This window comes from Streptomyces sp. NBC_00239 (assembly GCF_036194065.1).
Classification (GTDB): Bacteria; Actinomycetota; Actinomycetes; order Streptomycetales; family Streptomycetaceae; genus Streptomyces.
Map to the genome: position 1 here is coordinate 64,434 of NZ_CP108098.1, position 14,128 is coordinate 78,561.

The window sequence follows — 14,128 nt, forward strand, 5'->3', positions numbered from 1 at the left end:
TCAGATGATCTTGTAGCCGGACTCGGTGAGCTGCTGCACGGCGCCGAGACTCTGGCCGCGGCGGGCCCACCACTTCTCCTCCTCGGCGGTCATGGACGCGTGGGCCTTGGCGATGACGGCTGTGACCTGGTCGCGGGGGACGATCACCGTGCCGTCCTCGTCGCAGACCACGACGTCCCCGGGATTGATGCGGACGCCGTCAATGTCCACGGGGACATTGACCGCGCCGTCCTGGCGGCCTGCGGGGTAGTCGAAGTTGAGCGGGGTCGTGCCGCGGGCGACCGTGGGGAAGGCAATGCGGCGCAGCTCGGCGAGGTCGCGGACCATGCCGTCGACCAGGACCCCGGCGATGCCCCGGGTCTGCATGTGCGCGGCGGTCACGCCCCCGAAGCACGAGCGCTCCTTGCCGCCGCCGGCCGCGACCACGACGACGTCGCCGGGCTGGGCGAGGTCGATCGCCGCGCGGCGCACGGTCACGTCCGGGCCCAGCGCGGTGACGGCGCTGCCGCACAGGACCAGGCCGGGGGTCTGGAGACGCAGGCAGTAGGAGAGGGCGCCGGTCTTGCCGAGCGCGTCCACGATCGAGGCGACCGGGATGCGCGACAGGGCGGCGGTCTCGCTCCGGGAGGGGCGGACGATTTCGGTGTGGATCTCACGTGCGGACATGGTGGAGCCCTTTCGTCACAGGAACGGGGTGTCGGAGAGTTCGCGGAGCGGTGCCAGGTCCTGCGCCATCAGGGCGTCGGGCGACAGCACGGCGGCCGGGCCGGACCGGTCCGCGGTCAGGGTGGCGCGGGTGGTTCGGCACAGCAGATGGGCGACTGACTGCACCAAGGCCGCGAGCGCGAAGTCGTCGACGCGCGGCAGCCGGAAGTCACGCGCCCTGGCACCGGAGCAGCCGGGGCCGTCCCGGTGCAGGAGGAACAGCCGGGTGCCCGCCACGGTGGCGACGTTGACGGCCTCGCGGGTCGTCCTGCTGGCCGAGTCATAGGCCAGCAGGAAAACCACGTCCTCGGGGCCGGCGCTGCTCAGCTGGTGGCGCACACCGTGGGCGGGGTCGGGATGGTCGTTGTAGACCGCGCTCATGTCGGCTAGCGAGGGGTCGCAGACGACGAGCGGGGGCTGCACCCCATCGACGCCGAGCGGCGCGTCCCAGGCCAGGTTGTGCGCGAAGTGCTCGCCAGCCAGGGCGAGGGGTCCGCCGTCCGGGCACAGCACGTAGATCCGGCGCCGGTTGCGGATCGCGTCCGCGACGGCCTCGGTCGCCTCCCGCAGGAAGGCTCCCAGCAGTTCGGCGTCCACCGCAGACACGGCGTGCAGGTGCCGCTCCGCACGGGTCAGCAGCGGCTCCGTGTCGGGGTCCGGCACGGTGGCGGCGGCCAGGGTCAGCACGGTCAGCATGGCGTCCTCGCTGATCTGCTGGTCCGTGGTCCCGGTCGCCCAGACCATGCCGTCGGCCGGCTCCATCTGGGTGCCGTCGCCGCCCACCAGCGCCAGCACCGGCACGCGGTGTTCGGCGCAGAGCCGGGTGGCCTCAAGGATGTTCGCCGACCGGCCGCTGACGCTGGCGACGACGACCAGGCGCACCCTGTCGATGTCCCGGGCGAGCGACCGCGCGAAGGCCGTGCGGAACTCGTCCCGCTGCGCGCTGTAGGCCAGGGTCGCCGGGCTCATCATCGAGTCGTTCACCGGCACTCCGGCTTGCGTGTGAAGCTGGAGGAGAGCCGAGCGGACGATCGCCGAGGATCCGCCGTTGCCGAAGGCGCGGATCTCACCGCCGTCGGCGGTGGCCCTGGCCAGCAGGTCGACGGCCTCGGTGCCGCGTGGAAGCATGCGGCGGATGGCTTCGCCCACCTCGGTCACGTAGGCGTGGGCGAAGTCCTCGTACAGAAGCGTGGTCACGATGGGTCCTTCCTTCGTCCCGCAGCGGGCCCGGTGAGGGACAGCCAGGGCTCCACGGCGGGCGGGAACTCGATGTCGAACAGGCGGCGGCGGGCCGGGCCCAGGGCTGCGGGAAGGTCCTGGCAGTCCAGGCGGCAGTCGACCGGCCGGTCCCCGGACGCCGCGTCCGCCTCCCCGGCGCGGACGTGATCGGCGGACAGACCGAACCTGCGCGCGATCAGGAGCGCCATCCGGTACTTGGTCAGGCCCTGCTCCGCACTCCAGTGAGCAACCGAGCCCAGACGCTGCCCTTGCAGGAGGGCCCCGGCGAGTCGTCGGCACACCTCGGCGGCCTCGTCCGCGTGCGTGGGGTAGCGGACACACACGTCGTCCAGCTCAACCGGGGCACCGGCACCGACTTGGCGGGCGATCTCGGTCAGATTCGTCTCGGCAGCGAACCGCACGGGCCGGTACAGCACGGGCAGCCGCAGGATCGCCGCGTCCGGGCAGGCGGCACGCGCGGCGTACTCGGCCAGCAGCTTCCACCGGCCGTAGGCGTTCAGCGGATTCGGGAGGCTGTCGGGCCGGTAGGGCGGCGCCGTCCCGTCGAAGACGTAGTCGCTGGAGATGTGCACCAGCCGGGCCCCGCACCGGCGAGCGCCTTCGGCGATCAGTCGGGCCGCATCCACGTTTCCCGCGCGGGCCCTCTCCGGTGCACCAGCCCACACGGCGGGGCGGCGCTCGCCCACGCAGTTCACGACGACGTCCGGCCGCACCCGGCCGAGCAGGCGCGCGATGGCGTCGGCTGACGTCGCGTCGACCGGAACCAGGGCGCTGCCGGCGGTCCGGCTGAACCCGGTGCCCGTCACGGTCATGTCGCCGAAGGCCCGCATCACGCTGCGGCCCAGAAGCCCGGACGCACCGAAGATCACTGCTCGCATCCCTCACCTCCATGGTCTTGCGAGGTGAGACAGACAAGCGGAGGCGGAGGCGTGATCGCGAGAGGTTACCGCGGTGTACCCGGTGCACACACCAACTCGGTGTACGGGCACCGATTTTGCTGCCCGGTGTACGTACACCAGGTCCCATTCGTCCCATCTTCTGGCGGTCCCCTGAGCGGTGGTACCTTCCGACCAGGACCTCGCCGGACTTGGAGTGCCCATGGAGCCAGCAGCGGTTGACGCCCCGCCGGCCAACGTGCTCGGCGCCCTGTTACAGCAGCTGGGTATGCGGCCGGAGCAGCTCATCGCCCGCATCAACCAGCGGCGGGCCCGCCGCGGCTGTTCCCCCCTCAGCACGAAGGCGGCCTACCCCTGGCTTCGCGCGACCCCCTCTCTCCCGCAGCCCGACAACCAGGCGGACGCCCTGGCCGTCCTCACCGCCAGGGCTGGACGGTGCATCACCGCGGTCGACGTCGGATGGAACCTGCCTCGCCCCCGGACCCGTCACCGTCACCTCGACGCGCCCGGCGACGCCCCCCTGGAGGCCCTGCTCCAGGAGATCAGCCAAGGAGACCTGATGGACCGCCGCAACCTGCTCATGCTCACCGGAGCCGCAGCCACCGCCCCCGCCCTCGCGCTGCTGCTCGGCCCGATAGCGGAAGCCTCCGCAGCCTCTTCCGGCCAGCTGAGCGAGCGGCTGGTCGGGTCGATCGAAAGGGCCGTTCGCGACCTGAGGGAGATTGACGACTCCACCGGCAGCGCCAGCGGTGACCTCACGTGGGGCGTCGGTATCTGGCAGAGCGCATCCCGGGTCGTGGCACAGGCACGGGGTCACGGGCCGCTCGCCGATCGCCTTCAGACGGCCTACATCGAGCTGAGCGAGCAGGTCGGTTGGATGTGCTTCGACGCCCGTCAGCACCCACAGGCACAGCGCATTTACCACACCGGCATGCGCCTGGCCCGCGAGACAGGCACCTCACTGACCACCCGTCACGCGACCGCCAACCTCGTGGCATCCACCGCGTACCAGGCCGCATGGCTGGGCCACCACAACGACGCTGCCGCACTCCTCGACATCGCCGCACGGACGCCAGACCTTCCGTCCGCAGCGGCCGCGGTCATCGCCGACCGGCGCGTCTACGCCGCAGGACGGCGGCACGACCCTGACGCGGTCCTCCGATTCCGCGACGAAGCGCTGCTCCACCTCGGCTCTCCGGACGAGCGCACACCGTGGTGGGCGACCTGGCTCACGAACGACTCCGTGGACGCCGCCACCGGCCGGGCCTGGCTCGCCTGCGACCAGCCATCCCGGGCCGTCCCCTTCCTTCGCAGCCGCGTTGAGGCGACTGCGCCCGACTACCCGCGCGACCAGCTCTACGCAGTGCTCGACCTGGCCGACACTGTCCACCAGTGCGGCGACGGCGACCAGGCACGGGAACTCCTCGATCAGGCCGAAGGGCTCATCGACACCGTCAGCTCGCAGCGCTTGGTCCACCGGTTCGACGCCCTGTCGTCGGCCGTCGCCGCCGCGTGAAGCCGGATTCGACACCGAAGCCGCAGACGAGTAAGTGACAACCGCTGCGACGCCTGCCGGACGCCCCTGCCGCACCGGGAGCCGCGCTGAGGCAGCGGCCCCCAAGCCCGAACACTGCCCCCCGCGCCCCGGATACGGTGCCCACCGCCTTCACCTTCAGAGCCTGTTCCGGACCTCGTATCAGCAGGTCACGCAGACCAGCCCGAGACGAGCGTGGGTAACGCGTTCGGGGAACGGCCACCGTGACTGTCTCTCGAACGGATCACGCGTCCTCGTACATCTCCCCGGTCAGAATGTCCCGCGCCATCTGCGTGATGACATCACGCCTGGTCATCTCACCGGTCGTCGGCTCGGGGTAGCCGATGGGCAACTCGCGCTCCACCGCGTCCGCAATGTCTTCGATCTTGAAGGTGATCTCCGTGTCGACCGCTAGGTGGGCCACGGTTTCGACGGCACGCTCCGTCCGAGCGATCAGGTCTCGCGTCAGCGACTCAGAGTCAATAGTCATTGAACAAACGGTAGTTGACGGCAGGCGTCGAAGGGTGGGGGTTCAGGAACAGGCTGGTTCTGCTCTCACCCTCCCGACAGGAGGTCCCCCCATGCGCAAATCCGCAGGGGCCACCAAAACGGCCGTTTTTACGGGATTCGCGCGGGAGTTTTCCAGACACTCCTCGCAAACTTTCACTGAGCAGTTGATCGGACCGCTACGGTCGAGTCTGACTGGTGCGGCGCCTCCCCCCGTGGGCGCCGCACCAGGTGCTTTACGCGGACCCAGCCCAGTGCGTACGCGCTGCGGCTGCGCTGAAGCCCGGTCCGACGCCGAAGAGCAGCCCTTGAGCGCCCCCGGGCGGCGGGTCGTCGTGTGTGCGGTCCAGGATCCGCAGCACGGCCGGCCCGCCGGTGTTCCCATCCTCCTCCAGACTCGTACGCGAGTGGCGGAGGGCCTTCTCCGAGCACGCACCTGCCTCGACGACCAGGTCAAGAATCTTGGGACTGCCGGGGTGGATCACTGCGAAGCCCGGCTCCCAGCGCTCCTCCTGCCCCCAGGGCAGCAGGGGCAGGACCTTCGACACCGCCTTGATCGCATCGCGGGTGGAGTCGAAGTGGTATCCGGCGCTGTCAGCGCGGAGCTTGTAGTAGTGGACGGTGTCCCGTCCCTCATCGCTGTGCAGGTAGGTCCACGTGTCCTCGATGAACAGGCCGGGTTGCCTCAGGGGCTCGGCACTGACGACGGCGGCCGCGCCGCCGTCGCCGAACAGCATCTTGTAGATCATGGCGGGCAGCGTGGCGTCGGCGTGCTGATAGACCGTGCTGAGAGCTTCCGCCCCGGCGACCAGGACGTGGTGGCCGGGGCGGACCAGCGCGGCAGCCAACCCGAGAGCGTGGGCGCCGCCGGCGCACGCGAGCTGGGTCATCGGGATGCGCCGCACGGTGGGGGGCAGTCCGAGGGCATGGACGAGGTGCACGTCCAGCCCCGGAATGGCCAGGCCCGTGGCATGGAAGGTGATCAGCGTTCCGATGTCACTGGGCCGGATGCCAGCTTGGTCCAGCGCCTGCCGAGCGGCCCGTTCACCGAGATTGCAGACCTCGGCGAAGGTGCGCTCATTGCGCTCCTGGAACCCCTCTGTACGGGACACCTCCTCAAGGGGTCGGACAAACCTGCGTCTCGCGACCCCCACCGTCTTTGCGATTCGCATGATGGAAGCCATCTGCGGATGTCCGGGATGCATCCTTTTAATGTCATCTGTTATCTGGTCGGTAGTGACGTCATAGGCGGCGTCAGCGATTCCCGGACGGTTGACGAATGCCACCGCTCCCCCTCTATTCCTAAAGCATCGGCCGTGCCCGAATTCGGCACTGAGGGCGGAGAATACCGGGTCAATATGTCGACCTGTTGATGTGAGGGGCGGCTCAAGGGTGCAGGACCGCGCCCTGCCGGGGTGCAGGAACCGGAGCGTCTCGGTTGTGCTCGAAGGCCCATCGGGCGGCCTGGTCGGCCAGGGCGATTAGGTCGGGGTCCGTCGGATCGTCGTTCAGGTGGCGGTACTCGACCGCCGTGAGAATGATGATCCGCTCAGGCAGGCCCAGGTGTCCGTGGAAGCCGGAACTGAGGATTTCCGCGGCGGTGGCCTCGGCGCTACGGCCGGCCCGGTGCCCCGCATGAATCCGTCCTTCGAGCTCCTGGAGGTAGTCGAGGTATGCCCGGACTTCTGACGGGCCGACGACAGGGCCGTGGCCTGGGAGGATGGTCTCGGGGTCAAGGCTGAGGATGGTCTCGCAGGCCTTCGACACTCCAGCAAGAGGGCCTTGCCAATGCACAGGGTGGTCGTCCAGGAAGACGACGTCTCCGGTGCACACGGTGCGCTGCTCCGGGAAGTGGACAATCAGGTCACCTGCGGTGTGGGCAGGACCGACCTCTATCAGCTCGACCTCCGTCATCCCCACGTTGAACCGGTGCCGTCCGGTGAACGTCCGTGTCGGCGGGAGCAGCTCGTCGCCGTCGTACTCGAAGCGGCCGAAGTGCCGTCGCATGTACCAGCCCAGCGGCTGGTCGGCGGCGGTTTCCGTGGTCAGGTGGTGCATCTGCTCGGGGGTCGGCTCGTTGCAGAGGTGGTCCGCGCTGGACTGGGTGGTGATGATGTCCGCGCCGGGGAAGAAGCGGTTGCCGAAGGTGTGGTCCCCGTTGGAGTGGGTGTTCACGATAGTGCTCACCCTGGTCCCGTCCGCCAGGAGCGGGGCCGCGGCGGATATGAGGGCCCGCGTCATGGGCTCGTCGTACGGGGTGTCGATCAGGGCCGCATCATGGCCTGAGCTGACCAGCAGGCAGTTGGCGAATCCCCAGGTTCCGCTGATCTGGGGTGTCCAGGCGTGGAGGCCGGCGGCAATGCGGGTGAGTTCCTTCGGGAGAGTCATGACCGCCATTGTCGAGCACAGCGCGGGCGCGCTCTGCGGTGGTTGTCACAGAGCGCGCCCGAAAGATGTCAGGTTCGAGCGCCGGGCTCGAACTGGCTCGAACCAGGCGGCATGCAGCTACGCGAGGTCGAAGAGCACGACCATGTGACGTGCGCCGGGAGAGCTGAGGGGCGCGGCCGCGATCATCGTCGCGAAGCCCATGCCGCGCTTGGCGTGGTGCAGCGGGCGCCGGTCCCCGTCAGGGTGGATGTAGGCCTTCTCGCCCTGCTCGTAGAGGCGCAGCGCCCGTTGGTCCTTGAGGATCCGTTCGTAGATCCTGTTCAGGACGGGGTCCTCGGGGTGGGCTGCGAAGGCGGCCCGGAACTGGGGAATCACCCTCGGACCCCATTCGGTGTCCCAGTCCACCAGGCAGAAGTCGCGGGCCTCGTCGGAGAGGATCATCCACTCCATGGTGTTGCAGGGCGGCTCACCGCTGGGAAACATCTCGGCGAAGGCCTGGTTGTAGAGGCGCAGGTCGTACCGGCGGTCATTGACGTAGGCCATCTCGCTCTGGCTGTTCAGCGCGCGCTGCCAAGAGTGCGGGATGGTGAGGCCGGCATCAGGGTTCAGCGGCAGTGCCGGCTCGGTGCCGAACAGTTCCAGGTGGACGTAGATGTACTCGCTGTCCTTGAACCGCAGCACCCGGGCGAGCTCCAGCAGGTACTCGGGCGAGGGGACCAGTCGACGCGACTCGACCTTGCCGAAGGTTCCCACGCCCTTCTGCATGATGTAGTCCACATCGGTCTGGGTCAGACCCTTGACCTTGGGCCCCCGGCGCTTGCCTGGCGGCCGGGGCGGAAGACCCACCTCATCCGGCTCGATGGCCCTCCGCCGAGCACGCAGTATCTGCTGGAACACGTCCCGCTGCACCTTCCCCTCCTGATAGCAGCAGTTGAACAGTAAATATCAGGACCTGAATTACCGGTATTTAAGCTCCCGTTGTGCCGTCTCGACTCATCGGTCAGGATGATCGTCGTCAGCGCAAAGCCGGTGATCCACATGGCGGCTGCAAACTGGTACGGGGGAAGACATGCGGAAGAACGAAGTGACGCGCGCGACGCGTCTCCGAGTAGGCGAACACCACGGTTCCACTCGAACCTGTGCGTCCACGCCTCCCGCCCTCCACCTTCACCGCACCGGTGTACGGCTCGCCGCCAGCATGGCCTGATTGACCCTTCGGAGCACTCAGCGGTCAACTGCCCGCTGAACAGGCCCGATAGCGGCTGGACAGGTAACCCTACAACCGGTTCACGCCAAATCGCATATGCATTCGGCTCGCGATGCTGAGCGATCGTCACGCAGCGAGCCACCACCTTGGCATAGACCAATCAGAAGCCGAGGCGGTGACGAGAGGAATCGCCGGGGGGACTGGCGGCTGCATAACGGGGAGAGGTACATGGCAGGGGAACAGGGCCGCTCAGTCCTGGTGACAGGCGGCAACCGAGGAATCGGGCTGGAAGTGGCACGCCGCTTCGTTCGTGAGGGCGACCGGGTGGCGGCGACCTACCGCACCAGCGCCCCCGAAGAGAACTTCCTCGCCGTGCAGTGCGATGTGACCAGCAGCGCGGACGTCGACCAGGCCTTCAAGGAAGTCGAAGCCGCACACGGCAACGTCGAAGTGCTCATCGTGAACGCTGGCATCAACGACGACCAGCTGCTGCTCCGCATGTCGGAGGAGAGCTTCACGTCCGTCCTCGACACCAACCTCACCGGCGCCTTCCGCGTCGTCAAGCGGTCCCTCAAGGGGATGCTGCGGGCCAAGCACGGCCGCATCATCCTGATCTCCAGCGCGGTCGCCCTCCGCGGCGAGGCTGGACAGGCCAACTACGCGGCCTCCAAGGCCGGCCTCATCGGCCTCGCCCGTTCGCTCGCCCGCGAGTACGGCTCGCGCGGCATCACCGTCAACGTCGTGGCCCCCGGGCTGACCGCGACGGACATGAGCCAAGCCCTTACCGAGGAACAGCGCGACGAACTCGTTCGGCAGATCCCTGTCGGCCGGCTCGGCAATCCGGCGGAGATCGCATCCGCCGTGCACTTCCTGGCAGGCCAGTCCTACATCACCGGCGCGGTCATCCCCGTCGACGGCGGCGCCGGAATGGGTCACTGACCAGGTACAAGATCCGCTGCGAGGACCGCTGCAACCGGCCTTCCGGCGACGTTCATCCCCGGCCGCACCATGAGCCTTGGACCGCTGCAACCGGCCCTCGGTGAAGACTGCGGCCAGCAGAGCACAAAAAAGTGGTGACCGCCCCTATTCGCGTAGGAGCGGCCACCGCTGACTCGCCCGAGTCAACGCACCACCAGCGATGGAACCCAACCCAACTCACTGGGGTGCTCTAGCAGGCGTGTGCAACCACGCCGTGCACAAGAATAGTCATGCCCAGTTTTCGAGGGATCACTTCCCCGGAAATCGGCAGACTGTTCCGAGCGTTAGGGCTCCCCACGTCACAGAGGGGAGCCCTCCGTGCTTTCTCTGCAACGTCCCGGCCTGTCCGCCGTCCTCGGCGTGGCCGCCACTGCACTCGCGCTGACCGCTGTCACCGCGCCCCCCGCCTCTGCCGCGGGATCCGCCAGCTGCACCTACAACATCAGCGACCACAACGCTGAGGTCGACGGCAGCGGCGTGAACTACAGGACCGGGCCCTCGACGGCCTACGCCAGCAAGGGCTTCCTCTACACCGGCGACGACCTGCGGATCTACTGCGGCAAGGGCTCCTGGTACTACACCAAGCTCACCGCCCGCTCGAAGAGCGGGCTGGCCGCGGGCACGTACGGATGGATCCGCAGCGACATGCTGCTCAGTCTCGCAGGCTGACGGGGCCCTATCGGCCTCGTCTCTCGGGAGAACGGTCCCTTGTCCGGCTCCGCGCTGCAATCTCGCATCCGTCGAACACGACATCGGTGCCGTCCATCGCGGTGCACCACCGACTGTCACAGACAGCCCTGACCCTGCCTTGAGCAAGACAGGACGCAGGGGCCAGGTCGACGGCACCGGCTTGTCCAAACGCTGCGCAACCACCACGACGGACGCCGGCAGTGCGCGAGACCTCCCACCTGCCTCACCCCAGAACCGCACCCGGCGGAAGCACGGCAGAGCTCTGCCCTCGTGCGACCGCGCCCGATGCCCCGTCCAGGGGCACCTCTAGCGAAAGGCGATTCCCATGAAACTCCTGCTCCGTAGGACTGCCACCGCAGCGACCGTAGGCACGCTGCTGCTCGGTGGAGTCCTCGTCACCGCCACGAGTGCATCCGCCGCCGGCTCCTCGACGTGCAACATCGACGACGCCAAGCCCGGAAGCGTTTGGGAGACCAGCACGAGCAACGTGAACCTCCGAAGCGGCCCGGGAACCGGCTACAGCTCCAAGGGCCAACTCAGGAGCGGCACCAACTTCACCTACCACTGCTCCTACCTGACCAGCGACGGCAAGAACCTCTGGTACTACGGCACCGTTCGCGAGGGTTACCACAAGGGTGTCAGCGGATGGGTCTCCTGGCGGTACGCGCACCTGGCGTAAGCGGTGCCGCACCAACCTCCATTTCCGCCCCGGATTTGAAGCCGCGGCGCCCGACGCCACACCCGGGCGCCGCAGATCCTAGGAAGAAGAGTCCATGCGACCTCTGATCCGTAAGACTGCCACTTCCGTCGCCTCCCTCGCTCTCGTGCTCGGTGGGGGTATAGCCATGGCGTCCCCGGCCGCGGCCGCCGTCGGCTCCAGCGCTTGCACCCAGAACATGGCCGACTACAACGGCTGGGCATCGACGACCATCAACCTCCGCTCCGGTCCCGGGACCGGCTACACCAGCCTGGGCCTTCTCCGCACGGACACGAGCCTGAGGGTCTACTGCTGGAAGGGCGACTCCTGGGCCTACACGAAGGTCATGAGCGGAGCGAACGCGGGGCGCACCGGCTGGGTGCACACGGCATACATCAACGTCCAGATGAACCTCTCGTGACCTTCCCATCCGCAGTCGTTTCTGCCCAGTGAAGCCTCTCGGTCACGGACTTCCCCCTGTGGCCGGGACCGGCCGAGACAGCAGCAGCTCACCCCCCTGAGCGTGCTCCCCAGGGCCCCACTTCTTCCTCGTGTGTGTGCCCCTCGGCCATCGGGGGTGCCGTCGTCCCCCGACGGCACCCCTTCTTTCGTTCTCCGCCTGATGACGCCCGGCGCCCGGGATCTATCAGCCGCCGCCGCACCACCGAAGACCTTCACCTCTTCCTGGAGCGCCTTGTGTCCATTACCGCCGTCCGCGACGAAGCCGCGATTCTTACGCCCGCTCCCCCGCTGCGCCGCGTGCCCACCGCGATCTGGGCGCTGCTCTGCGGCACCTTCCTGGTCCGGGCCGCCGGTTTCACCTACCCGTTTCTCTCCTATCGCCTGGAGCAGCTGGACCTCTCCACCAGCGTGGTCAGCCGCATCCTGGCGGCCTTCGGCGTCGGGTGGTTCGTCGGTCAGCTGGTGTGCGGCCAGCTGGCCGACCGCGTCGGCCGCCGAACCACGCTCATCGGTGCGATGAGCATCGCAGCCCTGGTCTTGCCGCTCCTTGCTCACCTCGGCTCCACGTCTGCGGTGTTCGTCTCCGCCGTCATCGCCGGGGCCGTCTATGACGCGCCCCGTCCGATCGTGTCTGCCAGCATCACCGAACTCATCGAGAGCGAAGAGGATCGGGCCAGAGTCAACGGCTGGCGGCACTTCGCGGTGAACGTTTCGGCAGCCATCACCGGGTTCGCCGGCGGCATGCTCGCCGGATCCATCGGAGTCGCCCCGCTGATCTGGGCCAACGCCGTGGCCTGCGCGGGCTTCGCTCTGATCGCCTGGCGGTACCTCGACGCCGACCGCCCGGCTCCCCGCATAGCCACCGCCCGGGCCGAGTACCGCGCAGCTCTCGGGGATGTCCGGCTGTGGCTGCTCACTCTCGCCAGCCTCGCCGCCTTGGTGTGCGCGGCGGGGATGTTTTGTGCGCTGCCCCTGCTCATGACAGATGACGGCCTGTCGGCCACGGCCTACGGATGGACCCAGCTCGCCAACGTCGCGGCGGTGGTAACCCTGTCCCCCATCCTTACGCCGTGGCTCAGCCGTCGTGCCGCCACCGCCCCGATGCTCGTTCCGTTCGCCGCCAGTTCGCTGATCCTCGGAGCGGGCATGACCGTCGCCGGACTTTCCTCGACCACGCTCGGGTACAGCCTCGCGGCCGCACTTCTCGTACCGGGGGAGATCATCATCTTCATCGCCGCCGGCAACATCCTCGACCACCTGGCTCCGGCCGACGCCCGAGGTCTCTACGCCGGAATCTGGGGCTCGACGCTGGCCATCGCGGTCATTCTCGCCCCTCTCGTGACCGGCTGGGCCCTCGACCAGGGTGGCGACGTCCTGGCGGCGGCGGCCGCGCTCACCTCCGGGCTTCTCGGCGCCGTGCTGATCCTTCCCCTGGCCGCCCTGATGCATCGCCAGCCCCCCGCGCTCCGCGAGCCGGTGACGCAGCCCGCTGGCTGACCCGGCTTCCTCCACTTTCCCCTCTCGTACTGGAGCTTCCTCATCATGGCTCTCGCCTCCACCTCCCTCGTGCTCTCCGACCGCTCCACGCGAGTCGGAGTTGTGGCTGTCGTCGCGCCGTACGGCGAAGGTGGCCGCCACGCTCAGGAATACACCCGGCACGGGTGGGGGACCATCGCGGTCACCCTTCCTTCGCACAGCCTGCCCGCGGAGCACCGTGGCGGAGCCGACCTCTCGGGCTACCAGGGCGTGATCGAGCACCTCGGTGGACTGCGCCGAACAGCCAGGCAGCTCCGCGAGCGTGGAGTGAGCGCCGTCGTCGCCAGCAGCGGGATCGGTGTGCCGTTGGCCGACCGGCTCACACAGGCTCTCGGCCTTGCCGGGAACGATCCGGGGACATCGTCGCTTCGGACCGACCGGGGCGCACAGGCGGCTGCCCTGGTGGACGCCGGGCTGGCCGCTCCGCGCAGCTTCCGCACGGCCAGCCTTTCCGACGCCCTGCGGTGGGCTGAGTTCTGCCGCATGCCCGCCTACGTCGTAGCCGCCGCCGACAGCTCGGTGACGGCGCCACCGGCCATATGCCGCAGCGCCACCGAGATCAGCAGCGCCTGGCGCTGGCTGCGCCGCGCGGCGCACCACCACACCGGCGCCCCCGACCTGGTGATCCAAGAGCACCTGCCGGGCCAGCAGTACATCGTCCACACGGTCAGTGGTCCGGGAACCCAGCATGTGGTCACGGGCGTGTGGGCTGAAGAGCGCACCTCCGACCATGTCCATGCACGGTCCGACCTGATGACCTCGCACAGCCTGCTGGTCCGGTCCATGTCCTTGTACGCCAGCCGCGCCTTGGACGTGCTCGGTGTGGAGATCGGTCCTTCCCGGTGCCGGATGGTCTTCAGCGCCGGCCGCGGGCCCACGCTGCTATCCGCCCGGGCGTTCGCGCAGCCTTCCTCGGCTGCGGAGCTCTCCGGACCCAACATCGGCATGGACCACGTCCGAGCGGCAGTGCAAGCAAGCACCGGGGGGCTTGATCGGCTGCCGGTCGCCAAACAGCCTGACGGCCGCTTCGTCTCCCGTGTCTCCCTGATCGCCCCGCACGACGGAATCCTCGACGCGCACCTGCTCCGCACTGTCACAACCCTGCCCACCGTCTACCGCACCATCGGCCCGCTGGTCGCTGGCGCCGCCGTACGCAAGACGGTCGACCGTTCGTCCTCCCCCGGCGAGCTCGTCCTGTCCGCCTCATCGCGACACGCGATCGAGGAGGACTACCGCGTGATCCGCGCGATCGAGACCCTCGGCCTGTACGACGGGGCCGCCCTGTGAGC

14 protein-coding genes are annotated in these 14,128 nt (G+C 68.6%); 7 read left to right on the forward strand and 7 right to left on the reverse strand.

Annotation, left to right across the window (positions count from 1 at the left end; genetic code table 11):
- Genes OG764_RS40990 through OG764_RS41000 form a run of 3 tightly spaced genes read right to left on the reverse strand, consistent with a single transcriptional unit; the run spans position 1 to position 2,822 of the window.
- On the reverse strand, positions 1 to 666 hold the full coding sequence (locus OG764_RS40990) for an RraA family protein (protein ID WP_328973980.1): 666 nt from the start codon (positions 664 to 666) through the stop codon (positions 1 to 3).
- 15 nt (positions 667 to 681) lie between these two features.
- Positions 682 to 1,902, reverse strand: a complete 1,221-nt coding sequence (locus OG764_RS40995; RefSeq protein WP_266449092.1) for an SIS domain-containing protein — start codon at positions 1,900 to 1,902, stop codon at positions 682 to 684.
- A complete protein-coding gene (locus tag OG764_RS41000; protein WP_328973981.1) occupies positions 1,899 to 2,822 on the reverse strand; it encodes a dTDP-4-dehydrorhamnose reductase family protein in 924 nt (307 codons plus the stop codon). The genes OG764_RS40995 and OG764_RS41000 overlap by 4 nt, the downstream gene beginning before the upstream one ends.
- Before the next feature lie 220 nt (positions 2,823 to 3,042).
- On the opposite strand from OG764_RS41000, the gene OG764_RS41005 reads away from it, so the two are divergent.
- The gene (locus tag OG764_RS41005; RefSeq protein WP_266449086.1) at positions 3,043 to 4,356 is read left to right on the forward strand and encodes an XRE family transcriptional regulator; all 1,314 of its coding nucleotides are present in this window, start codon (positions 3,043 to 3,045) and stop codon (positions 4,354 to 4,356) included.
- Between the two features lie 262 nt (positions 4,357 to 4,618).
- On the opposite strand, the gene OG764_RS41010 is transcribed toward OG764_RS41005, so the two are convergent.
- The 4 genes from OG764_RS41010 to OG764_RS41025 form a co-directional block, all read right to left on the reverse strand.
- The gene (locus OG764_RS41010) at positions 4,619 to 4,864 is read right to left on the reverse strand and encodes a hypothetical protein (protein WP_266449083.1); all 246 of its coding nucleotides are present in this window, start codon (positions 4,862 to 4,864) and stop codon (positions 4,619 to 4,621) included.
- A 253-nt stretch (positions 4,865 to 5,117) separates the two neighbouring features.
- Positions 5,118 to 5,993 carry a PhlD gene (locus OG764_RS41015; protein ID WP_328973880.1) on the reverse strand — a complete coding sequence of 292 codons (876 nt, stop codon included), beginning with the start codon at positions 5,991 to 5,993 and terminating at the stop codon, positions 5,118 to 5,120.
- 274 nt (positions 5,994 to 6,267) lie between these two features.
- The gene (locus OG764_RS41020; protein ID WP_328973881.1) at positions 6,268 to 7,269 is read right to left on the reverse strand and encodes an MBL fold metallo-hydrolase; all 1,002 of its coding nucleotides are present in this window, start codon (positions 7,267 to 7,269) and stop codon (positions 6,268 to 6,270) included.
- A gap of 117 nt (positions 7,270 to 7,386) precedes the next feature.
- Positions 7,387 to 8,166, reverse strand: coding sequence for an MmyB family transcriptional regulator (locus OG764_RS41025; RefSeq protein WP_266449075.1), 780 nt, complete (start codon positions 8,164 to 8,166; stop codon positions 7,387 to 7,389).
- Positions 8,167 to 8,704: 538 nt separating this feature from the next.
- On the opposite strand from OG764_RS41025, the gene fabG reads away from it, so the two are divergent.
- The 6 genes from fabG (at position 8,705) to OG764_RS41055 (ending at position 14,126) form a co-directional block, all read left to right on the forward strand.
- Entirely contained in the window at positions 8,705 to 9,415 is a 711-nt protein-coding gene (gene fabG, locus OG764_RS41030) for a 3-oxoacyl-ACP reductase FabG (RefSeq protein ID WP_328973882.1), read from the forward strand.
- A 357-nt stretch (positions 9,416 to 9,772) separates the two neighbouring features.
- Positions 9,773 to 10,123 carry a hypothetical protein gene (locus tag OG764_RS41035; protein WP_266449070.1) on the forward strand — a complete coding sequence of 117 codons (351 nt, stop codon included), beginning with the start codon at positions 9,773 to 9,775 and terminating at the stop codon, positions 10,121 to 10,123.
- 346 nt (positions 10,124 to 10,469) lie between these two features.
- The gene (locus OG764_RS41040) at positions 10,470 to 10,823 is read left to right on the forward strand and encodes an SH3 domain-containing protein (protein ID WP_328973883.1); all 354 of its coding nucleotides are present in this window, start codon (positions 10,470 to 10,472) and stop codon (positions 10,821 to 10,823) included.
- A 94-nt stretch (positions 10,824 to 10,917) separates the two neighbouring features.
- Positions 10,918 to 11,262 carry an SH3 domain-containing protein gene (locus OG764_RS41045; RefSeq protein WP_266449065.1) on the forward strand — a complete coding sequence of 115 codons (345 nt, stop codon included), beginning with the start codon at positions 10,918 to 10,920 and terminating at the stop codon, positions 11,260 to 11,262.
- A gap of 275 nt (positions 11,263 to 11,537) precedes the next feature.
- Positions 11,538 to 12,800: an MFS transporter gene (locus tag OG764_RS41050; RefSeq protein ID WP_266449062.1), complete on the forward strand. Its 1,263-nt coding sequence runs from the start codon at positions 11,538 to 11,540 to the stop codon at positions 12,798 to 12,800.
- A gap of 45 nt (positions 12,801 to 12,845) precedes the next feature.
- Positions 12,846 to 14,126 carry a glutathione synthetase gene (locus tag OG764_RS41055; RefSeq protein WP_328973884.1) on the forward strand — a complete coding sequence of 427 codons (1,281 nt, stop codon included), beginning with the start codon at positions 12,846 to 12,848 and terminating at the stop codon, positions 14,124 to 14,126.
- Positions 14,127 to 14,128 lie beyond the last annotated feature (2 nt).

Bases quoted from the DNA above. Each gene is read 5' to 3' on its own strand.
- OG764_RS40990 (WP_328973980.1), bottom strand. From the start codon at position 666: ATGTCCGCACGTGAGATCCACACCGAAATCGTCCGCCCCTCCCGGAGC.
- OG764_RS41000 (WP_328973981.1), bottom strand. From the start codon at position 2,822: ATGCGAGCAGTGATCTTCGGTGCGTCCGGGCTTCTGGGCCGCAGCGTG.
- OG764_RS41005 (WP_266449086.1), top strand. From the start codon at position 3,043: ATGGAGCCAGCAGCGGTTGACGCCCCGCCGGCCAACGTGCTCGGCGCC.
- OG764_RS41010 (WP_266449083.1), bottom strand. From the start codon at position 4,864: ATGACTATTGACTCTGAGTCGCTGACGCGAGACCTGATCGCTCGGACG.
- OG764_RS41020 (WP_328973881.1), bottom strand. From the start codon at position 7,269: ATGACTCTCCCGAAGGAACTCACCCGCATTGCCGCCGGCCTCCACGCC.
- fabG (WP_328973882.1), top strand. From the start codon at position 8,705: ATGGCAGGGGAACAGGGCCGCTCAGTCCTGGTGACAGGCGGCAACCGA.
- OG764_RS41040 (WP_328973883.1), top strand. From the start codon at position 10,470: ATGAAACTCCTGCTCCGTAGGACTGCCACCGCAGCGACCGTAGGCACG.
- OG764_RS41045 (WP_266449065.1), top strand. From the start codon at position 10,918: ATGCGACCTCTGATCCGTAAGACTGCCACTTCCGTCGCCTCCCTCGCT.
- OG764_RS41055 (WP_328973884.1), top strand. From the start codon at position 12,846: ATGGCTCTCGCCTCCACCTCCCTCGTGCTCTCCGACCGCTCCACGCGA.